19 protein-coding genes and 1 pseudogene are annotated in these 19,370 nt (G+C 65.1%); 10 read left to right on the top strand and 10 right to left on the bottom strand.

The window, feature by feature from the left end:
* Positions 1 to 20: 20 nt before the first annotated feature.
* Complete coding sequence (mnmA, locus tag AB3G45_RS10540; protein ID WP_367830500.1) at positions 21 to 1,217, bottom strand: tRNA 2-thiouridine(34) synthase MnmA; 1,197 nt, start codon at positions 1,215 to 1,217, stop codon at positions 21 to 23.
* 170 nt (positions 1,218 to 1,387) lie between these two features.
* Positions 1,388 to 2,137, bottom strand: coding sequence for a LuxR C-terminal-related transcriptional regulator (locus tag AB3G45_RS10535; RefSeq protein WP_367830499.1), 750 nt, complete (start codon positions 2,135 to 2,137; stop codon positions 1,388 to 1,390).
* Between the two features lie 436 nt (positions 2,138 to 2,573).
* On the opposite strand from AB3G45_RS10535, the gene AB3G45_RS10530 reads away from it, so the two are divergent.
* Positions 2,574 to 2,849: a DUF1153 domain-containing protein gene (locus tag AB3G45_RS10530; RefSeq protein ID WP_023515011.1), complete on the top strand. Its 276-nt coding sequence runs from the start codon at positions 2,574 to 2,576 to the stop codon at positions 2,847 to 2,849.
* 71 nt (positions 2,850 to 2,920) lie between these two features.
* On the opposite strand, the pseudogene AB3G45_RS10525 reads toward AB3G45_RS10530, so the two are convergent.
* Positions 2,921 to 3,402, bottom strand: a pseudogene (locus tag AB3G45_RS10525) (paraquat-inducible protein A).
* Positions 3,403 to 3,510: 108 nt separating this feature from the next.
* On the opposite strand from AB3G45_RS10525, the gene AB3G45_RS10520 reads away from it, so the two are divergent.
* Positions 3,511 to 3,792, top strand: a complete 282-nt coding sequence (locus tag AB3G45_RS10520) for a GNAT family N-acetyltransferase (RefSeq protein WP_367830498.1) — start codon at positions 3,511 to 3,513, stop codon at positions 3,790 to 3,792.
* 79 nt (positions 3,793 to 3,871) lie between these two features.
* Here the strand turns inward: AB3G45_RS10520 and AB3G45_RS10515 are convergent, their stop codons facing one another.
* Positions 3,872 to 4,222 carry a flagellar export protein FliJ gene (locus tag AB3G45_RS10515; protein ID WP_367833553.1) on the bottom strand — a complete coding sequence of 117 codons (351 nt, stop codon included), beginning with the start codon at positions 4,220 to 4,222 and terminating at the stop codon, positions 3,872 to 3,874.
* 482 nt (positions 4,223 to 4,704) lie between these two features.
* On the opposite strand from AB3G45_RS10515, the gene ctrA reads away from it, so the two are divergent.
* Positions 4,705 to 5,403, top strand: a complete 699-nt coding sequence (gene ctrA / locus AB3G45_RS10510) for a response regulator transcription factor CtrA (RefSeq protein WP_367830497.1) — start codon at positions 4,705 to 4,707, stop codon at positions 5,401 to 5,403.
* Positions 5,404 to 5,548: 145 nt separating this feature from the next.
* Here the strand turns inward: ctrA and AB3G45_RS10505 are convergent, their stop codons facing one another.
* Entirely contained in the window at positions 5,549 to 5,911 is a 363-nt protein-coding gene (locus AB3G45_RS10505; RefSeq protein ID WP_244768362.1) for a PleD family two-component system response regulator, read from the bottom strand.
* 115 nt (positions 5,912 to 6,026) lie between these two features.
* Positions 6,027 to 6,680 carry a histidine phosphotransferase ChpT gene (gene chpT, locus AB3G45_RS10500; RefSeq protein ID WP_367830496.1) on the bottom strand — a complete coding sequence of 218 codons (654 nt, stop codon included), beginning with the start codon at positions 6,678 to 6,680 and terminating at the stop codon, positions 6,027 to 6,029.
* Positions 6,681 to 6,878: 198 nt separating this feature from the next.
* On the opposite strand from chpT, the gene AB3G45_RS10495 reads away from it, so the two are divergent.
* The 3 genes from AB3G45_RS10495 (at position 6,879) to AB3G45_RS10485 (ending at position 9,171) form a co-directional block, all read left to right on the top strand.
* Positions 6,879 to 7,478 carry a DUF1134 domain-containing protein gene (locus AB3G45_RS10495; protein WP_367830495.1) on the top strand — a complete coding sequence of 200 codons (600 nt, stop codon included), beginning with the start codon at positions 6,879 to 6,881 and terminating at the stop codon, positions 7,476 to 7,478.
* Positions 7,479 to 7,614: 136 nt separating this feature from the next.
* The gene (locus AB3G45_RS10490) at positions 7,615 to 8,763 is read left to right on the top strand and encodes a hypothetical protein (protein ID WP_367830494.1); all 1,149 of its coding nucleotides are present in this window, start codon (positions 7,615 to 7,617) and stop codon (positions 8,761 to 8,763) included.
* A gap of 24 nt (positions 8,764 to 8,787) precedes the next feature.
* Entirely contained in the window at positions 8,788 to 9,171 is a 384-nt protein-coding gene (locus tag AB3G45_RS10485; RefSeq protein ID WP_367830493.1) for a hypothetical protein, read from the top strand.
* 7 nt (positions 9,172 to 9,178) lie between these two features.
* On the opposite strand, the gene AB3G45_RS10480 is transcribed toward AB3G45_RS10485, so the two are convergent.
* Both AB3G45_RS10480 and AB3G45_RS10475 read right to left on the bottom strand, forming a co-directional pair.
* Entirely contained in the window at positions 9,179 to 10,009 is an 831-nt protein-coding gene (locus tag AB3G45_RS10480; protein WP_367830492.1) for a TrmH family RNA methyltransferase, read from the bottom strand.
* Positions 10,010 to 10,015: 6 nt separating this feature from the next.
* Complete coding sequence (locus AB3G45_RS10475; protein WP_367830491.1) at positions 10,016 to 10,408, bottom strand: hypothetical protein; 393 nt, start codon at positions 10,406 to 10,408, stop codon at positions 10,016 to 10,018.
* A 35-nt stretch (positions 10,409 to 10,443) separates the two neighbouring features.
* Here AB3G45_RS10475 and AB3G45_RS10470 point away from each other — a divergent pair, with 35 nt between their 5' ends.
* Both AB3G45_RS10470 and rpoH read left to right on the top strand, forming a co-directional pair.
* On the top strand, positions 10,444 to 11,466 hold the full coding sequence (locus AB3G45_RS10470; RefSeq protein WP_367830490.1) for an RluA family pseudouridine synthase: 1,023 nt from the start codon (positions 10,444 to 10,446) through the stop codon (positions 11,464 to 11,466).
* A gap of 257 nt (positions 11,467 to 11,723) precedes the next feature.
* On the top strand, positions 11,724 to 12,629 hold the full coding sequence (rpoH, locus tag AB3G45_RS10465; RefSeq protein WP_367830489.1) for an RNA polymerase sigma factor RpoH: 906 nt from the start codon (positions 11,724 to 11,726) through the stop codon (positions 12,627 to 12,629).
* Between the two features lie 71 nt (positions 12,630 to 12,700).
* Here rpoH and AB3G45_RS10460 read toward each other — a convergent pair whose 3' ends face one another.
* Positions 12,701 to 14,887, bottom strand: a complete 2,187-nt coding sequence (locus AB3G45_RS10460) for a hypothetical protein (RefSeq protein WP_367830488.1) — start codon at positions 14,885 to 14,887, stop codon at positions 12,701 to 12,703.
* Positions 14,888 to 14,956: 69 nt separating this feature from the next.
* Positions 14,957 to 16,261, bottom strand: a complete 1,305-nt coding sequence (locus tag AB3G45_RS10455; protein WP_367830487.1) for an adenylosuccinate synthase — start codon at positions 16,259 to 16,261, stop codon at positions 14,957 to 14,959.
* Between the two features lie 222 nt (positions 16,262 to 16,483).
* On the opposite strand from AB3G45_RS10455, the gene AB3G45_RS10450 reads away from it, so the two are divergent.
* Together AB3G45_RS10450 and AB3G45_RS10445 are read left to right on the top strand one after the other, a co-directional pair.
* Positions 16,484 to 17,377, top strand: a complete 894-nt coding sequence (locus AB3G45_RS10450) for a DMT family transporter (RefSeq protein ID WP_367830486.1) — start codon at positions 16,484 to 16,486, stop codon at positions 17,375 to 17,377.
* Between the two features lie 135 nt (positions 17,378 to 17,512).
* Positions 17,513 to 19,324, top strand: a complete 1,812-nt coding sequence (locus AB3G45_RS10445; protein WP_367830485.1) for a methyl-accepting chemotaxis protein — start codon at positions 17,513 to 17,515, stop codon at positions 19,322 to 19,324.
* Positions 19,325 to 19,370: the final 46 nt, after the last annotated feature.

Here is a 19,370-nt window from a genome sequence, read left to right as displayed (position 1 = left end):
GCCTTGGCGAATGCCGCCGGTCAGGCCGCGGCCGGGGTGGACAGAATGCGCCGGAGGGCGTCTTCGGCGGCCGGTTCTCGCTCGGAACGCAGGATGAAGCCGCCGCCGTGGATGCGGGCGTCCGCGCCTTCACCGGAATAGAGCGCGCAGGCCTGGCCGGGCGCAACGCCCGGCTCCCGTTCGGCAAGCTCCACATAAAGGCCGCCGGGGCCGGACAGGAGGCGGGCAGGACGCGGCGGGCGCGTCGAGCGCACCTTGGCATAGCAATCGAAGCCGCCGGCGGCCACGGCTTCCAGGTCGCCGTCGCCGAGCCAGTTGATATCGCGCAGGTAGAGACGGCGCGTTTCCAGCGCCTCCTTCGGGCCGACGATGACGCGGCGCGAGCGGGCGTCGAGATAGACGACATAGAGCGGCTCGCCGGTGGCGATGCCGATGCCGCGGCGCTGGCCGATCGTATAGTGCAGGATGCCGTCATGGCGACCGAGCACGCGCCCGTCGATATGCACGATCTCACCGGCAAGCGCCGCGTTCGGCTTCAGCTTGTTGACGATGTCGGTATATTTGCCCTGCGGCACGAAACAGATGTCCTGGCTGTCGGCCTTCCTGGCGACGACGAGGCCCATGTCCTCGGCGAGCGCCCGCGTCTCCGCCTTCGAGAGATGGCCGAGGGGAAAGCGCAGGTAGTCGATCTGCTCCTGGGTCGTGGCGAAGAGGAAATAGCTCTGGTCGCGCTCGGCATCGACCGGGCGAAAGAGCGCGCGGCGCTGCGGCGCGTCCGACATCGGGTTCGGCCGGGAGCGGATGTAGTGGCCGGTGGCGAGCGCATCGGCGCCGAGCTCCCTGGCGGTGGCCAAAAGATCGGCGAACTTGACGGTCTGGTTGCAGGCGACGCAGGGGATCGGCGTCTCGCCGGCGATATAGCTCTCGGCGAAGGGATTGATCACCGTCTCGCGAAAGCGCTTCTCGTAGTCGAGCACGTAATGCGGGATGCCGAGCGTTTCGCAGACGCGGCGCGCATCGTCGATATCCTGGCCCGCACAGCAGGAGCCGGCGCGGTGCACGGCGGCGCCGTGGTCGTAGAGCTGCAGCGTGATGCCGAGCACGTCGTAGCCTTCGCGTTTCAGGATGCCGGCCACGACGGAGCTGTCCACGCCGCCCGACATGGCGACGACGACACGGGTATCTTCCGGCTTGCGATCGAAATCGAGACTGTTCACGCGAGGTCCGTTCCGGTGCTGCGCGCTCGCAAGGCACCTTTCACTGGGGGTTGCGCCCCGCATCCGGCGCGGCGTCTTTCGGGCGACATATAGAAACTTGCCGCACCGAGGGCAAGAGAAGGCCGGAAACCTCGTTTTCCCGGCGCGGGAAGCCCCCGGCACGAAGCAGATCAGATGAGACGCAGGCGCAGGGCGATGGCGATCGCCTGCATACGGTTGACCGCCTTCAGCTTGCGGGTCGCGCTCTTGAAATAGCTGCTCACCGTATAGGCCGAGATGCCGAGGATGATGGCGATCTCGTCGCTGCTCTTGCCGGCCGCCGCCCAGCGCAGGCACTCGACCTCACGGCTCGACAGTTTCTCCCGGCCCGCCGTCGCCGCCGCGAACGTCCTTTCGAGACACTCGAAAAGCTGGAGGGCCGCGAAATGCAGGTCCGCCAGTTCGCGGCGGACGAGCGGGGCCTGCGTGCCGGAAAAGGCCATCAGATAGGGATCGGAGGTCGTCGAATGCAGCAGGAAGGCCGTGGAGGCGGCAAGGCCGTGGCTCTCGGCCAGCGCAATGGCCTCGCCGGCCTGGCCATTCTCCCAGTCGGAGGGGGCGAGAAGCGAGCTGTCGCCCTGTACGGGCAGTTTCGTCACGCCCGTCTCGATCGCCAGCCGGCTGAGATGGAAGAGGTGCATCGCATCGTACTTGCGCACGAGATCGGCCGGCCAGCTGCTGACGAGCAGCCGCTCGGCGAAGCGCTGCTGCTCATTGGCCGGAAAGCGCGACACCAGGAAATGGCTGAAGCCGAAATGATCGGCGCACTGGCGCATGAGGTGCAGCACCTCGTATTCGGTCTGCACGGATTCGATACTGGCCGCGGACAGGAATTCAGGTGACCAGCCCTGCTGCCGGAGCACGTTGTCTGGATCTCTCATTTTCCGTTTCCAAAGCCGGCGTGAACGCCGGGCTCGTGTCTATTCTCGATCCGGAAAAGTTCAGGAGCACCCCTTCACGAAAGCGGCGACGAAAAACGCCGCGGCAGCCATATCCCCGTGGGGAACAGCTTGCGGAAGAAATTCATGGTGATGCAGCCTAGGGCTTCCGGTGGCATCCATCGACGCCGCCCTCAAATTTGAAGGGCGTATTAGCAGCATTTGAATAAAAGGGAAATGAAATATTTGCATGGCTCCCATGCGCGCGGCACGCGGTGGCATACCTGCCAAACGTAACGGGAACCAGCACTTCCGCTACCGCAGACAGTCGGCGAAGCCGCTCAAAAGATTAGAAAATTGTTAGCGTGCGTTTAGGCAAATCTTAAATGTGGCGGGCTACAGTCCCGCCATATGGTCTTGAGTTTATGTAGAGAGTCCAATGACCGATCTGATACGACCCCGCGTTAAATACGTCATCGGCCCCGATGGCAGCCCCCTGACGATTGCCGATCTGCCGCCTGCCAACACGCGGCGCTGGGTGATTCGCCGGAAAGCAGAAGTCGTCGCCGCCGTGCGCGGCGGGCTTTTGAGCCTCGAGGAAGCCTGTGAACGCTACACGCTGACCGTCGAAGAATTCCTCTCCTGGCAGTCCTCCATCAACGACCACGGCCTTGCCGGCCTGCGCACCACGCGCATCCAGCAGTACCGCCACTAGGCCGTTTCATTTTCGATCAAGACCCCTACGGCTGCGCCCCGCGCGGCCGTAGTTTCGTTTGAAGGCCCCGCTCAGTGCGGACGCAGCTTCATCTGCAGAAGGCCGGTCATGATCGCCGAGGCGGCATAGAACCACAGGCCGGCTGGGTGAAGGCCGAGGCCATGCCGCTCGTCTTCGCCGCGACGATGACGAGTGCCACGAGCATCACATCCATCATCGACCATTTGCCGAGGATCGGCAGCAGCCGGGCAAGCCGGCTTGCCTTGCCGTCGGGCGGGGCCGGCGCGGTCGCCTCCAGCGCGATCGCGAAAAGCTTGATCACAGGAAAGACGATGGAAAAGAGCGCGACGAGCACCGCAAGCCCTCCGCTGCCCTGCCCCCAGAGCGAGACGACGATATCGACCAGCGAGGGCGTCTCGTCGAAGAAATAGAGTTTCTCGAAACGCACCAGCGGCAGGACGAGACCGAAGGCGAGGAACAGGGCGGACAGCACGAGAAGGGCGGGAACGACGAGGATCATGGCAGGCCATCGCTGGTTTCGGTGCCCCTGCATAGCACCGTGGCGACGCGCACGCAGCACGGGTCCGTTCACATCCCGCGGACTTGCGGCACGGCGCCGGACAGGAAAGGATGGCGCAAAGCAACGAGAGCGAGGACCGTCATGGACATCACGAGCACAGAAACCGGCTCGAAGGGCCGCTACGCCGCCACCGTCGAGAGCCATGAGGCGGAGATGACCTATTCGCGCGCCTCGCCGCAACTCGTCATCGTCGATCATACCGGCGTGCCGGATGCGCTGCGCGGCAAGGGCGTCGGGCAGGCCCTCGCAGCCCATGCCGTGGAGGAGGCACGCAAGGGCGGCTGGAAGATCATGCCGCTTTGCCCCTTCTTCCGCGCACAGGCCATGCGCCACAAGGAGTGGCACGACGTCGTCAATCTCTGACGGGGCGTGAAACAACGCGAAGAGCCCTCGTGAGCGGTCTTGCGGTCGCTCGCGAGGGCTTTTCAGAAACCGGACCGGGTCAGGCGCGCAGCCGGACCGCGTTATCGCGCTCTTCGAGCGCCGAAGCCTTGGCGAATTCCGCCTCCGCCTCTTCCAGCGCCAGTTCGGCCGCGTCCTGCTGCACCTTCAGTTCCCGGATCGAGACCTGCAGGTTGTCGGAACGCTGGCGCGCCGCCTTGGCGAAGGTTGGATAGGCGAAGTGGCTGGGATCGGTGATCCCGGTCTTCTTTTCCTCGATGGCGATCTGGCTTTCCAGTTCCTTCGACATCCGTTCGAATTCGGACATCATCAACTGAAGCTGGGCCAGTTGCCGTCTCTTTTCTTTCACCTGAAATTCCTTCAGGCGAACTAGGCTCTCACGCGACTTCATACGCAATACTCCCGTGGATAGCGAGACCCCGGCATTGGAGCAAACGGCCGCCAACACACGACGCCCGTTCACCGGCATTCCCAATCAGTGCCCGCAACCCGGCAAAACACGCCGGATCTTAAAAAAAATTCAGCGATATTAATAAAACCCTACCGCTGGTAACCTTTCGTTTACGGGCATCGTTAATCATAGGTGCGATGATTTAAGGCTCAGTAAATGCGGTTCGCTAAAAAACAGGTGGATCACATTGATGAGTCGAAAGAGTCGGTTAACCGTGGTTCTTAAAGAGACAGTTTAAGAGACACATTTTCGATTCATCCATGAAATCAGGGAGCTGCCTAAAATAATTAACAGATCGATACACCTTGCCAAAGGGAATCAGGATTTGTTAACCAATTCGTGGCAGCCTCCAAATCAGGCAACGACTGGATCCGTATCGCGTAGGGGGCCAGGCACCTTGAGCGGCGGAAAAGGGGACAGATATGCGGGTTCTACTCATTGAGGACGATAGCGCGACGGCGCAGAGCATCGAATTGATGCTGAAGTCCGAAAGTTTTAATGTGTATACCACCGACCTCGGCGAGGAAGGTGTCGATCTGGGCAAGCTGTATGATTACGACATCATCCTGCTCGATCTCAACCTGCCCGACATGTCGGGTTACGAAGTCCTGCGCACGTTGCGCCTGTCCAAGGTCAAGACGCCGATCCTGATCCTCTCCGGCATGGCCGGCATCGAGGACAAGGTGCGCGGCCTCGGCTTCGGCGCCGACGACTACATGACGAAGCCGTTCCACAAGGACGAACTCGTTGCCCGCATCCACGCCATCGTGCGCCGTTCCAAGGGCCATGCCCAGTCGGTTATCTCGACCGGCGAGCTCATCGTCAACCTCGACGCCAAGACGGTCGAGGTCGGCGGCCAGCGCGTCCACCTGACGGGCAAGGAATACCAGATGCTCGAGCTGCTCTCGCTGCGCAAGGGCACGACGCTCACCAAGGAAATGTTCCTGAACCACCTCTACGGCGGCATGGACGAGCCGGAACTGAAGATCATCGACGTCTTCATCTGCAAGCTGCGCAAGAAGCTGGCGAATGCCGCCGGCGGCGCGAACTATATCGAGACGGTCTGGGGCCGCGGCTACGTGCTGCGCGAGCCCGACGGCGACCTCGCCGAAAGCGCCTGACGGACCCCTCCCCTTTTCCGCACGAGATATCGACCCGCCGCTTGCCGGCGGGTTTTCTTTTGGCGCGCGGAATGTCCCGAACGAAAAACGCGGCCGGCTCCGGACGAGCGGCCGCGCTCACGCAGTCAAAAAATTGCGGGGCGGTTCAGGCAGCCGCCGAGAGGCTGCCGAAGACCTGGGTGAGGATCTTGCGGTCGAAGGGCTTGAGCAGGAAGTCGTCCGCACCGGCGCGCTTGCCCATCATCATCTTCTTCAGGTCCGCCTCGACCACGCAGTAATAGATGCGCACCGACTTGCCCTGCGGCAGGTTGCGGACATTGCCGATCAGTTCGAGGGCGCCGTCCATCGTCGAATCGACGATGAGGATATTGGGCAGCTCCGCCTCGCAGCGCACCAGGGCCTCCAGCGAGCTCGACGCTTCCAGGACGAGGAAATCGAAGCCGGAGAGAATCCGCTTGCCGACCTTCCGGACGACGTCGGAACCATCGGCGATCATCAACCGCTGCATTCGCTGCTCCTAGGTCTCCCGCCCGCAGGACGGGAACAATACAGGATGCAACTCTACCGGCGACTGGCAAACAAAGCGTTAGCGGCCATGGTTAACACGCCATGGCCGCAACCGATTATTCCGAAGCCGGAACGATGCGGGCGGAGAAGACGATCTCCTCGGGGCTTGCGGCCACGTCGAGCTCCATGCCCGCCTCCTCGGCGAGCAGCACGGTGTAGTAGGGCTGGATGGAGTGGGCATCGACCCCCTCTTCCGGCGTGCCGGAGAGGATCTCGGTGAATTTCGGCGGCACGCGCAGCATGCGGCCCTTGGCGACGAGCTTGAAGGTCGCGTCGAATTCCGGGTTGTCGAGCGTCACGTCGATCGAGCCGCCGCGCGGAATGGCGCCGTAAGCGACGAGGAACAGGTTGAGCAGCAGCTTGACGCGGTTCTTCGCGACGATGGCGCGCGGACCGGTCCAGGTGATCTGCGTCTTCTTCTCGGCGGCCGCGAAATCGCGCGCGGCCTTTTCGGCCTCGCCCGTGTCGATCGACGCGCCGACAGAGCCGGAGGCGCCGAAGGCGAGCCGCGCGAATTTCAGCCGCACCGAGGCATTGAGCGCGCTGGTGCGGATGAGGTCCATCGCATCGGCGTCCGCACCGCCCTCGTCGAGCAGTTCCAGCCCGTTGTTGATCGCGCCGACAGGCGAGATGACGTCATGGCAGACGCGGCTGCACAGAAGGGCCGCCAGGTCGGGGCCGGTCAGCGTAAGGTTCGGATTTTTCGCCATAAATTTCTCCAAGATCCACGCATCGCCTCACGCGGACGGCCCTGTCGTGGGCACATTCGCGGGCATCCTGCGCGACGCATAGCACGCCGGAATTGCGCGAGGCGTGCCCGATTTTAAGACAGCCATAATGACACCACATTTGGTAAACCGATTGTTAAGACGATCGGATCAAATTGCGCCATGGAACGGAGCCGAGAGATGAAGAAAGGCGAACGGGACATGGGTGTTTCAAAACTGGTCACGATGGCGTCCAGCATCGCAGCAGCGGCGATCCTGGCGCTTCTCACGGTTCTGCCGGCACAGGCGCAGCAGAACGGCCAATATACCATGCAGGAGATCGTCGATGCCGGCCACGGCTTCTTCGGCTCTGCCGCCGGCGGCCTTGCCAAGGTGGTCGAGCGCGCCTTCGAGGCGCACGGCCTGCCGAACGGCTACATCCTCGGCCAGGAAGGCTCCGGCGCCTTCGTCGCGGGCCTGACCTATGGCGAGGGCACGCTCAACACCAAGAATGCCGGCCAGCATCCGGTGTTCTGGCAGGGCCCGTCGCTCGGCCTCGACTGGGGCGGCCAGGGCAGCCGCACGATGATGCTCGTCTACAACCTGCCCGACGTCAACTCGCTCTACGAGCGCTACGGCGGCGTCTCCGGCTCGGCCTATGTGATCGCCGGCGTCGGCATGCAGGTCAACGTGAACCGCGACGTCGTGCTCGTGCCGATCCGCACCGGCGTCGGCGCCCGCCTCGGCATCAATGCGGGCTACCTGAAGCTGACGCGCGAGCCGACCTGGAATCCCTTCTGAGAATGAAAGGGCACGCTCGTCCGTCAGGTTAACCGACAGTTGATTTCTGAAGGAAGGCCCTCCCGCACAGGCGGACGAGCCGCTATAGTGGGCGTGTTCGAACCCGTTTTGGGCCAGTTTTGCAACGAGTGGACCCGTGATCGAGTATGCCCTCCTCTTCGCGCTCGGCTTTCTCGCCGCCACGCTGACCGGCCTCCTCGTCGCGCCGGCCGTCCAGAAGCGCATCGTCAAGTTCACCGAGGACCGCATGCGGGCCACGATGCCGCTGAGCCCGCAGGAAGTGCGCGCGCAGAAGGACATGGCCCGGGCCGCCTATGCCGCCGAAAACGCCCGCCTGTCGGAAGGGGTGCGCCGCGAGCGGGAAAAACACACACTGGAAATGGTGCGAAACGAGAAGCTGCTGGCCCAGGCCGCGGCGATCGGCACGGAAAACGCCGAACTGCACGCCCAGATCGCCGACATGAACATCGAGGCCGGCGACATGCGCTCGGCGCTGCGGCGCGAGGAAATGAAGAGCGGACAGCTGAAGGCGGCGCTCGCGACGGCCGACCGGGAGATTCGCGGCAAGGTTGTCGATATCGAGGCGCTGCACGGCCGCATCAACCATCTCGAAGCCGAGCTAGACACGATGAAGATCGATCTGGCCACCCGCGACACGACGATGGAAAACCTGAAGAGCCGCATCGGCAATCTCAAGGACGAACGCGACAAGCTGCGCGAGGACATCAAGACGACGAGCCAGAGCGCCAAGTCGCTGGAACTGCGCCTGTCGCGCGAGGAGGGACGGGTGCGCCAGCTCGAGACGCGGCTGACGCGCGAGCTTGCCGGCAGCGCCGACAAGGACAATGCGATCGAAAGGCGCATCGCGGAGATCAGCCGCCTGCGCGACAAGGTGAAGACGTTGACAGCGGAAAACAAGGAAGCGGTGAAGGCCGTGCGTTCCACCGGGCTTGCCCGCACCATCGCCGCAAGCCGGCTCTCCCCCCGCCGCGCCGGCAAGGTGACCCCGCCGCCGATCGACATCGCCGCGCTGGAAGAGGACGTGCGCAACCAGGGCACGGCCCTTTCCGAACGGCTGTTGGCGGCCAAGACCGGCGAGAACGACGCCGCGCTGCGCGAGGAGATGGCCGATCTCGCCAGCAAGATGATCGTGCTGACCGCCACCCGCGAGGGCGCCGGATCGCCGGTGCACGACCTCATCGCCACCATCGACCCCGCCCTTGAAGGCGACGAGCGCAGCCTCGCCCAGCGCGTGCGCGAACGGATCGGCAGCGACGAAACCTGACGTCGCCGTACCGAGGAGTGCGAGATGAAGGCAGCAATCCTGGCCCTGCTCATCGGCGTCGCCGGCGCGACGCCCCCTTCCCCCCAACAGGCCGCCAGCATGGACGGGCGCTATTGCGGCCGGCTGTGGAGCAGCGGCGTGCTGGTCGAGGCGATCACCGTATTGAAGCTTGCCGGCGACGGCCGGCTGACCGGCAGCTACGAGTTCACGGACGGCGGCGCGCGGACAACGGGGACCCTGGCCGAGAACCCGCCCGGCAAGGGGCTCGTCCGCACGCTCGACTGGCAGGACATGTACGGCAGCGGCACGCTCTCCATCACCCTCCAGCCGGATTTCGGAAGCTTCACCGGCACATGGCGAGACCAGAGCGGCGGACCGAACGAACTGTGGGGCGGCGTGCGCTGCTGAAGGCCGCCTAGGCGATACGCCCCATGGCAAGCGCGATCTGGTAGAGCGCGATGCCGCTCGCCGTCGCGACGTTCAGGCTGTCGAGGCCCGGCCGCTGCGGAATGCGCGCCGTGCGGAAAGAAGACAGAATACTCTCGGGCAACCCCTCGCCTTCCGTCCCGAGCACGAGCGCGATGCGCCGCGCCGCCGGGATTTCCGCCGCCGGCACCGCCCCGCGCGGCGAAAGGCCCCAGATCTCGAACCCCGCCTCCGCAAGGCCGGCAAGCATGGCCTTGGCGCAGAGGCCGCGGGAAAACGGTACGCTCAGCACCGAGCCGACGGAGACGCGGACCGCCTTGCGGTAAAGCGGATCGCAGGAGGTCTCGTCGAGAAACACAGCATCCGCGCCGAAGGCCGCGGCATTGCGGAAGATCGAGCCGACATTGTCATGGTTGGAAAGCCCGCAGCAGGCAAGCACCAGGCTGGTTTCCGGCAGGCGGTCGACAAGCGTCGATCCCCGCTCCGGCGGCGGCTTGCGGCCGAGCGCCAGCACGCCGCGGTGCATGTTGAAACCGGCGATCGCATCGAAGACCGCGGCCGGGGCGACATAGACCGGCACCGTCTGCGGAAAGGAGGCGAGCACGTCCGCCACGCCCGCAAGCCGGCTTTCCAGCAGCAGGATGGCTTCGGCGGCAAAGCCGTTCTTGCGGGCCGAAGCCCCAGCCAGCATGCGCAGCACCACCGTGCCCTCGGCGATGAACAGGCCGTCGCGGCCCGTCAGGTCGCGCTCGCGGATCGACACGAAGCCCGCGATGCACGGATCGGCGGGATCGTCGATCGGAACCGGTGCCGCCGCCATGCCGGATCAGTTGCCCGCGACCGCGACCTCGGCAACGATGCGCCCGGCCGTAATGTCGAAGAGGAAAGCCTTGCGCGCGCCGTCGGCCATCGCGCCGTAGAACAGGATCTGGCCGCTGGAATGGGAGACCGCGGAAACGGCGAAGCCGTCGGGCAGCGTCGCGGTCGCCGTCACCGGCGCATCGCTCGGCACGGCAAGAGCCCCGCCGGAGGCCGCGACAGCTTCCGGCTTGCCATCCCGCGTGTTGATCTTGTAGACAATGGCCGCAAGCACCGCCATGAACATCAGCAGCATGATGCCGCCCGAGACAAGTTGCAGGCGCATCATCTTGCGGCGAACGTTTTCCATGATGGGATCGAGCGGCTTGTCTTCCTGATCGTCGGTTTCGATGTTGGACATGGCAGGCGCCCTTCCGGCAATGAGTGTAGTGAACGATGACCGACCCCTTTAAAGAAGCCGACGCCACAAGAAAAGTCCTGACGGTGTCGGAAGAGGCCGAGGGGCGCATCGACGCCTGGCTCGCCGCCACGCTCGCCGGCGATTTCTCGCGCAGCCGCATCAAGGCGCTGATCGAGGAAGGCGCCGTGCGCGTCAACGGCGCGGCCATCGGCGAGCCGAAGCGCAAGATCCATCCCGGCGACCGCGTCGAGATCGCCCTGCCGGAACCGCGCGATCCCGAGCCGAAGGCCGAGGACATCCCGCTCGACGTGCTCTACGAGGACGACGACCTGATCGTCCTCAGCAAGCCGGCGGGCCTCGTCGTGCATCCCGGCGCCGGCAACTGGACGGGCACGCTGGTCAACGCGCTCATCCACCATTGCGGCGCGAGCCTGTCGGGCATCGGCGGCGTGCGGCGGCCGGGCATCGTCCACCGGCTCGACAAGGAGACGAGCGGCGTCATGGTCGCGGCCAAGAACGACGCCGCGCATCGCCACCTCTCCGACCAGTTCGCCGACCACGGCCGCACCGGCCCGCTGGAGCGGGCCTACCAGGCCATCGTCTGGGGCCGGCCCCGCCAGCTCAAGGGCACGATCGACGCCCCGCTCGGCCGCAGCGCCGACCGCACCAAGCGGGCGGTGAAGCGCGAGGACGCCGACGCCCGCGAGGCGATCACGCATTACGAGGTGGTCGAGCGCTACGGCGAGACGGAGGACGGCACGAGCCTCGCCTCCCTCGTCGAATGCCGTCTCGAAACCGGCCGCACGCACCAGATCCGCGTGCACATGGCCCATATCGGCCATCCGCTGATCGGCGACCCGGAATATGGCGGCGCCTTCAAGACCAAGGCGAACCGCCTGCCGGAGGAGGCGCGCCAGGTGGTGAACGGCTTCCACCGCCAGGCGCTGCATGCTTTCCTCCTGCAGTTCGAGCACCCCTCGACGGGCGAGACCATGCATTTCGAAGCCCCGCCACCGAAGGATATGCACCGGTTGACAGAGGCGCTGCGGGCGCTGTGAATGCGCGCCAGCCCTTGATTTTCCGGCGCGCCGCCCCATTTTGAGCATGTGTCGCAAATTCCGTTCCGCCCTCTCCGCCTTCACGCAGCCGTGAAGCCTGCGGCGCCTTGAACCATTGTTTTGCCATACCTATCTATAGGATCGTGGGGACGTCATGCCCCACGGGGAGCATGGTTGCTGACGGGGATCCGGTTTTCAGGATCAAGCTCCGTACCAAGGCTTGCCGGAATGGAAGCCGTCTCAGAAAGGGGTGCTGAATGGCCCGCAATACGCTGCCGTCGATCGCGGCCGGAGAAGGTGGTCTCAACCGCTATCTCGATGAAATCCGCAAGTTTCCGATGCTTGAGCCGCAGCAGGAATACATGCTCGCCAAGCGTTACCAGGAGCACGGCGACCGCACCGCCGCCCATGAGCTCGTCACGAGCCACCTTCGTCTCGTGGCGAAGATTGCCATGGGCTATCGCGGCTACGGCCTGCCGATCGGCGAAGTCGTCTCCGAGGGCAATGTCGGCCTGATGCAGGCCGTGAAGAAGTTCGACCCGGAGCGCGGCTTCCGCCTCGCGACCTATGCCATGTGGTGGATCAAGGCTTCGATCCAGGAATATATCCTGCGCTCGTGGTCGCTGGTGAAGATGGGCACGACGGCCAACCAGAAGCGCCTGTTCTTCAACCTGCGCCGCATGAAGAGCAAGATCCAGGCGATCGACGACGGCGACCTGAGGCCCGACCAGGTGAAGGAAATCGCCACCAAGCTGAAGGTCTCGGAAGAGGAAGTCGTCTCGATGAACCGGCGCCTCACCGGCGACGCCTCGCTGAACGCGCCGATCAAGGCCGGCGAGGGCGAATCCGGCCAGTGGCAGGATTGGCTCGTCGACGACCACGACAGCCAGGAACAGACGCTGATCGAGCAGGACGAGCTGGACACGCGCCGTGCCATGCTGGCCCGCGCCATGGGCGTCCTCAACGAGCGCGAACGCCGCATCTTCGAAGCCCGGCGCCTCTCCGAGGATCCGGTGACGCTGGAAGAACTCTCCACCGAGTTCGACATCAGCCGCGAGCGCGTCCGCCAGATCGAAGTCCGCGCCTTCGAGAAGGTGCAGGAGGCCGTTCAGAAATACGCGGCCGAACAGGCTCGCGCGGTGCGCGTCATCGAAGACGCCTGATCGGCAAGACGAAAATGCGGAAAAGGCCCGGCATCGCTGCCGGGCCTTTTCGTTTTTCCCCGAATGTCCGCTTACTGGCCCGGCGCCCCGAGCGTCGCCCACGCCCTCATCACCGTGTCGAAGGCTTCCGTCCCGGCGGTGCCCTTGTCGAGGGTGATCAGCGCGCGGCGGCCGTTGCGGTAGGTGATCGGAATGTCGATCCAGCTGCGCGTGCGCAGGAGTTCCGTGTTCTTGGTGATCGCTTCCGGGAAATCGTTGAGTGCGATCATGTGGAAGTCGTCTGTGATCTTCGCCGGAACGGCGATCAGGGCGTCGCCGCGGTCCTGCTCCGTGCGCTTCATCGCCACGCGCTGCACGCTTTCGATGCCGCCGCCTTCGAAATTCTCCGGCAGCGAGAAGACGAGTTCCACCAGATGGCTTGCCGGCAGCGAGCGGTCGCCGTTGCGGCGGAAGGTGATCAGCGCCGTCAGGCCTTTGGAGGGCACGTTGACCTGCGCGCGCACCACGGGCTCGGCCTTGGCGTCGCCGCCCGGCGATTCTTCCGCGCTCGACCAGGCGACCGTGCCTTCGATCGCCGTCGGCGCGGTCTGGCCGAGGCGCTCTTCATAGAGGAACATCTTCTGCGTCACGCCGATGGCCGGCTGCTCGCCGGTCGCGGCGGGCGTGCCGCCCTCGGTCGTCGTCGCCTCGCCCGTGCCTGCGGGGGTCTGCGCCGCGCCGTCGGTGCCGGGGGTCGCCTCGCCCGTCGCGGTGCCGCCGGCGGCGTCTTCCGTCGTCACGTCGGCCGTGTCCGGCGTCTGGGCGGCGACCGACTTGCCCTCTTCCGGCGTCGCGCCGTCGAGCGCGGCAGCCGGCCCCTCGTCCACTTCGGTGCCGTCCGTCAGGAGGCGCTGGGTGAACTTGCCGTTGCCGCTCGGGGTCGCCACGGCGACCTCGGTGTTCGTCGTCGTGCCGGCGGCGCCGGGCGTCTGGGCGGTTTCGCCCGACGTGGCGTTCGACGGCAGATTGCGACCGCCCTCGGCGGTTTCGCTCGTCTGCCCGGTCTCGGCCGGCGTCTCGGTGGACGGCGCGGTGAACGCGGCGATGCGCTCGTTGACCCAGCCGTTCACCGTGTCCCGGTTGAACCAGTAGCCGGCGCCCACCCCGCCGACGATGGCGACCAGCGCCACCACCGCCGCAAGCGCCGCGACATTGAGGCGCGACTTGCGCGGCTCGGCTCGGAAGGAGCGCTGCGGCGCGCGGGCCGTCTCCACGACGGGCGTGGACGGCGCGGTATCGGCAAAACCGGCCTCCGTCATGACGGCCGCATCGGCAGCCGCCGCGCCGGCCTTCGGGCCGTGGCCGAGAAGTTCGTCGAGATCACCCCAGTCGCGAGAGGAGGAAGACGCCGCCTGTTCCGGCTCCGCCGCGGGCTGCGCGCCCTTTTCCTCCGGCCAGTCCCAGGCGAGCGGATCGCCGGCGGTTTCCGCCGGCTGGCCGTGGGGTTCCACGGCCACGTCGGCCGGGTGCGCCTCGTTCCAGTTCCACTGGGCTTCGGCGGCGGGCATGCGGGCATCGCCCACCGGCTCGGCCTCGGGCGCCTCTTCGTCATGCACCGGATAGGTCTGCGCCGACGGCTCGACGACGGCGGCCGCCTCTTCCGCCTCATGCGCTGCATCCCGTTCCGGCTCCTGCCAGGAGGGAACATAGTCCTCGGCCGGAGCGGCCTCGACGTGCCAGGACGGCTCGCCATGCGCCTCGACGGTGGCCGGCTGCTCGTGCTCTTCGGCCGGGATTTCGGCGACGGGCTCGGGGTGCGCGGGCTCGTCATACGCCTCGACCGGCGGGCTTTCTTCCACCGGCGTCTCGGCGGCGGGCTGTTCCTCGGCCGCCTCCACGTCCTCGTAGGGCTGTTCCACGGGCTCGGCGACGGGCGCCTCATGGAGTTCCGGCCCGGCCTCCGCAACCGTGTCTTCGGGCTCGGGAACGGCGGCGGGTTCCTCGGCCGCCGGCTCCGGCTGCAACACCTCTTCGACGGGTTCCGGCGCGATATCGTCGGCAGGCAGCGCCTCGACATGATCCGTCTCGACGCTGTCGATCGCCGCCTCAAGCTTATCGAGCTGGCGCTTCACAAGATCATCGGAAGGGCGCGGGTTCATGGATTCGAGCTGCCGGCGGACGGCGCCGCGGGCCTTATCGTAAACCTTCTGCCGCATCTCGGCATTGTTGTCCGAGAGGCCGTCCACGGCCCTTCGAATGACTGCTACAAAATCCGCCATCAGAACTTTCCGTCGTGTCCGCTCGCTATCTCGTTGGAATACGTCACGGAACTGGTGTTGAGCTTGAGATTAGTCCTCGAACGGGTCGGTCACAAGTATGGTGTCGTCCCGCTCGGGGCTGGTCGAAAGCAGGGCGACCGGGGCGCCGATCAGCTCTTCGACCTGACGGACATACTTGATCGCCTGGGCCGGCAGGTCCGCCCAGCTGCGCGCGCCGACCGTCGATTCCTTCCAGCCGTCGAGCGTCACATAGACCGGCTCGACGCGGGCCTGCTGGCCCTGGCTGGCCGGCAGGTGGTCGATCTCCTTGCCGTCGAGCTTGTAGCCGACGCAGATTTTCAGCTCGTCGAGACCGTCGAGAACGTCGAGCTTGGTGAGCGCGATGCCGGTGATGCCGTTGGTGGCGACCGACTGGCGCACCAGCGCGGCATCGAACCAGCCGCACCGGCGCTTGCGGCCCGTCACCGTGCCGAATTCACGGCCCTTCTCGCCGAGGAACTGGCCGATCTCGTCCTTGAGTTCCGTCGGGAACGGGCCTTCGCCGACGCGCGTCGTATAGGCCTTGGTGATGCCGAGGATATAGCCCAGCGAGCCCGGCCCCATGCCCGAACCGGCCGCGGCCTGGCCGGCCACCGTGTTGGACGAGGTGACGAAGGGATAGGTGCCGTGGTCGATATCGAGCAGCGAGCCCTGCGCGCCTTCGAACAGGATGCGCGCGCCGCGGCGGCGCTCCTTGTCGAGCATCAGCCAGACCGTCTCGCGGAACGGCAGCACGCGCTCGGCGACGGAGGTCAGTTCCTGCATGATCGCCTCATGCGTCACTTCGCTTTCGCCAAGACCCTTGCGCAGGGCGTTGTGGTGGGTGAGCAGACGCTCGACCTTGCCCGGCAGCGTGTCGAGATCGGCAAGGTCCATGATGCGGATGGCGCGGCGGCCGACCTTGTCCTCGTAGGCCGGGCCGATGCCCCGCCGGGTCGTGCCGATCTTCACGCCGGAATTGGAATTGGAGGCCGCATCCTCGCGAATGCCGTCGAGTTCGCGGTGCAGCGAGAGGATGAGCGTCGCATTGTCGGCGATGCGCAGGTTTTCCGGCGAGATCATGACGCCCTGCTTTTCCAGCTTGTCGATCTCGGCGATCAGCGCGTGCGGATCGACCACCACGCCGTTGCCGATGACCGCCATCTTGCCCGGGCGCACGACGCCGGAGGGAAGCAGCGAGAGCTTGTAGCTCGTGCCGTCGATGACGAGCGTATGGCCGGCATTGTGACCACCCTGGAAGCGCACGACAATATCGGCCCGTTCGGAAAGCCAGTCGACAATCTTGCCCTTGCCTTCGTCACCCCATTGAGATCCGACCACCACGACGTTCGTCATTTCATCTTTCCCGTTTTCGCGCGCGAGCGCTTTACTGTTACGCGCGCATGCGCGCGCGCCTGACACAAACCCGCGCATCTATACTGTGTTGTCTTGGGGAATGCGACCCTGTTATGACGGTCGCATTCCGCTTTTTGCATGACATCGCCCGCTTTTTCGCCTTATGTGAGGCACCTGTCGCCCGCCCCGCCTGCATCCTCCCACCCACCGGACCGAGCCGCCTTGAACAGCAGAGCCTATTTCTACCTGTGCATCACCGCGCTTTTCTGGGGCGCAAACTCGGTGGCCGGCAAGCTCGCCGTCGGCCATGTCAGCCCGCTGACGCTGACCACCTTGCGCTGGCTCGTCGCGCTCAGCATCGTCCTGATCTTCATGCTGCCGCAGGTGAAGCGCGACTGGCCGATGATCCGCAGGCACTGGCTGCAACTGCTGCTTTACGGCGCCTTCGGCTTCACCGCCTTCAATGCCCTGCTCTACACGGCCCTCGGCTATACCAGCGCCATCAACGCCGTCATCGAGCAGGCGGGCATCCCCATGCTCATCTTCGTCTTCAATTTCGTGCTCTTCCGCATCCAGGCCTCGCTCGCGCAGGTTCTCGGCTTCACCGTCACGCTGGTCGGCGTCCTGGTAACAGCCGCACATGGCGAATTCTCGGCACTGGCCGAACTCGAATTCAACTTCGGCGATGCGCTGATGCTGTGCGCCTGCATCGTCTATGCCGCCTATACGGTCTCGCTGCGCTGGAAGCCGGACATGCACTGGCAGAGCTTCATCGCCGCGCCCGTCCTCGGCGCGCTCCTCAGCGCCATTCCACTGTTTCTGTGGGAAGTGTCGCGCGGCGACGCCATCTTCCCGGATACGACGGGCTGGGCCGTCGTGCTCTATGCCGGCATATTCCCCTCGCTGCTCTCGCAGGTGCTTTATGTGCGCGGCGTGGAGATGATCGGCGCAAACCGGGCCGGCCTCTTCATCAATGCCATCCCGGTCTTCGGCACCATTCTCTCCGTCGTCCTGATCGGCGAGACCATGCATATGTTCCATGTCATCGCTCTTCTTCTCGTGCTCGGCGGCATCGCGATTGCCGAATGGGGACGGCCGAAAGAGAGAAAAACCTGACAAATGCAAGAAATTACCCGCAAGAACCTGTATTTCCAGCGATTTTATCCCTAAAACTGGGGCGGACGCTTAAATCTTGCTTAGATTTTTAATGTTGCACTCACCGGCAACATGGGTCTTTCCGAGTTTTAAGTCATGAAAAACATTCGCATTTCCACACGCATTTATCTCCTCACCGCCATGGCGCTGTTTTTCATGGCCGCCGCCATGATCTACAAGACGCAGGTCGCCAACGACGAGGTGAGCGAAGAACGCCGCCAGATGCTGCGCAACATCACGGAATCGGCGATCTCCGTCGTCGCCTCCTATGAGAAGCTCGCCCGGGACGGCGCGCTTTCCGAGGAGGACGCCAAGACGCGCGCCATCGCCGACGTCATGGCCATGCGCTTCGGTGAAGGCGGCTATTTCTTCATCAATTCCTTCGACGGCATGATGGTCGCCCATCCGCTGAACGCCAAGCTGATCGGCACCGACGTGCGCGGCCTGAAGGACACCCACGGCAAGGCCTTCAACATCGAGCTGATCCAGCTCGCCCAGAACCCCGGCAGCGGCTTCGTCAACTATTACTGGGACAAGCCCGGCCAGAGCGAACCGGTCGAGAAGTTCTCCTATATCCAGGGCTTCAAGCCCTGGGGCTGGGGCATCGGCACGGGCGTCTACGCCGACGACCTCGCCGCCAAGTATTACACCTCTCTGACGACCACCATCGTCATCACGCTGCTTGCCGGCATCGCGACGCTTCTTGCCGCCATCGCCATCGGTCGCTCGGTCAGCCGCCCGATCAACCGGCTGAAGGACGTGATGCTCGAAGTCTCGCGCAACGAAACGCAATCCGACGTGCCGGACACCGACCGCAAGGACGAGATCGGCAACATGGCCGATGCGCTCGTCCTCCTGCGCAACTCCGTCATCGAGCGCAACGAACTGGAGATTCGCCAGCGCGAGCAGCAGGGCCTGCTCGACGGCGAGCGCAGCGCCAACGAGGAGCACCAGGCCGCCGTCGCCCGCAGCCAGTCCCGCGTCGTCGAGACCATCGGCTCGGCGCTGGAACGCCTTGCGCAGGGCGACCTCACCGTCGATGTGCCGGATCTCGGCCGTGACTACGAAAAGCTCCGCCACGACTTCAACGGTGCCGTCGAGGCGCTGAAGTCCACCATCGCGGCCATCGCCGAATCGACCGCCGTCGTCAACGGCAGCGCCGGCGAGATCAGCCGCGCGGCCAACGACCTCTCCCAGCGCACCGAGCAGCAGGCCGCCTCGCTGGAGGAGACCGCCGCCGCGCTCGACGAGATCACCGCCGCCGTGCAGAACTCCACCACGCGCGCCGAGGAAGCCAAGCGCATGGTCTCCGAAGCCCGGGCCGGCGCCGCCAAGTCGAGTGAAGTCGTGCGCAACGCGATCGATGCGATGGGCCGGATCGAGCATTCCTCCTCCAAGATCGGCGAGATCATCGGCGTCATCGACGACATCGCCTTCCAGACGAACCTCTTGGCCCTCAACGCCGGCGTGGAAGCGGCCCGCGCAGGCGAGGCCGGCAAGGGCTTTGCCGTCGTCGCCCAGGAGGTGCGTGAACTCGCCCAGCGGTCGGCCAATGCCGCCAAGGAGATCAAGACACTGATCACCGCCTCGACGACAGAGGTTTCCGCCGGCGTCAATCTCGTGGAGGAGACCGGCTCCTCGCTCACCGATATCGAGCGCCGCGTCAACGATATCAACGAGCGCATCGTCGCCATCGCCACCGCCGCGCAGGAACAGGCCGTCGGCCTTCGGGAAATCAACACGGCCGTCAACCAGATGGACCAGATGACCCAGCAGAACGCCGCGATGGTGGAAGAGACCTCGGCCGCCAGCCAGACGCTCGCCCAGGAAAGCGGGCAGCTCGCCAGCCGCATCGCCCACTTCCAGCTCACCGGCTCGGGCCGTGGCGAGATGCGCCGCGCCGCCTGATCGGCGAACAAGATCAAGAAGAAAGGCCCGCCGGAGAGATCCGGCG

The sequence above is a fragment of the Shinella sp. S4-D37 genome (assembly GCF_040812195.1).
Classification (GTDB): domain Bacteria; phylum Pseudomonadota; class Alphaproteobacteria; order Rhizobiales; family Rhizobiaceae; genus Shinella.
Note: the sequence above shows the minus strand (reverse complement) of the source record. Positions and strands in the feature narration are given on the sequence as shown.

Excerpts from the sequence above, each read along its gene's own strand:
- AB3G45_RS10535 (WP_367830499.1), bottom strand. The coding sequence starts at position 2,137 with ATGAGAGATCCAGACAACGTGCTCCGGCAGCAGGGCTGGTCACCTGAA.
- AB3G45_RS10530 (WP_023515011.1), top strand. The coding sequence starts at position 2,574 with ATGACCGATCTGATACGACCCCGCGTTAAATACGTCATCGGCCCCGAT.
- AB3G45_RS10520 (WP_367830498.1), top strand. The coding sequence starts at position 3,511 with ATGGACATCACGAGCACAGAAACCGGCTCGAAGGGCCGCTACGCCGCC.
- AB3G45_RS10515 (WP_367833553.1), bottom strand. The coding sequence starts at position 4,222 with ATGAAGTCGCGTGAGAGCCTAGTTCGCCTGAAGGAATTTCAGGTGAAA.
- ctrA (WP_367830497.1), top strand. The coding sequence starts at position 4,705 with ATGCGGGTTCTACTCATTGAGGACGATAGCGCGACGGCGCAGAGCATC.
- AB3G45_RS10505 (WP_244768362.1), bottom strand. The coding sequence starts at position 5,911 with ATGCAGCGGTTGATGATCGCCGATGGTTCCGACGTCGTCCGGAAGGTC.
- chpT (WP_367830496.1), bottom strand. The coding sequence starts at position 6,680 with ATGGCGAAAAATCCGAACCTTACGCTGACCGGCCCCGACCTGGCGGCC.
- AB3G45_RS10495 (WP_367830495.1), top strand. The coding sequence starts at position 6,879 with ATGAAGAAAGGCGAACGGGACATGGGTGTTTCAAAACTGGTCACGATG.
- AB3G45_RS10485 (WP_367830493.1), top strand. The coding sequence starts at position 8,788 with ATGAAGGCAGCAATCCTGGCCCTGCTCATCGGCGTCGCCGGCGCGACG.
- AB3G45_RS10480 (WP_367830492.1), bottom strand. The coding sequence starts at position 10,009 with ATGGCGGCGGCACCGGTTCCGATCGACGATCCCGCCGATCCGTGCATC.
- AB3G45_RS10475 (WP_367830491.1), bottom strand. The coding sequence starts at position 10,408 with ATGTCCAACATCGAAACCGACGATCAGGAAGACAAGCCGCTCGATCCC.
- AB3G45_RS10470 (WP_367830490.1), top strand. The coding sequence starts at position 10,444 with ATGACCGACCCCTTTAAAGAAGCCGACGCCACAAGAAAAGTCCTGACG.
- rpoH (WP_367830489.1), top strand. The coding sequence starts at position 11,724 with ATGGCCCGCAATACGCTGCCGTCGATCGCGGCCGGAGAAGGTGGTCTC.
- AB3G45_RS10460 (WP_367830488.1), bottom strand. The coding sequence starts at position 14,887 with ATGGCGGATTTTGTAGCAGTCATTCGAAGGGCCGTGGACGGCCTCTCG.
- AB3G45_RS10455 (WP_367830487.1), bottom strand. The coding sequence starts at position 16,261 with ATGACGAACGTCGTGGTGGTCGGATCTCAATGGGGTGACGAAGGCAAG.
- AB3G45_RS10445 (WP_367830485.1), top strand. The coding sequence starts at position 17,513 with ATGAAAAACATTCGCATTTCCACACGCATTTATCTCCTCACCGCCATG.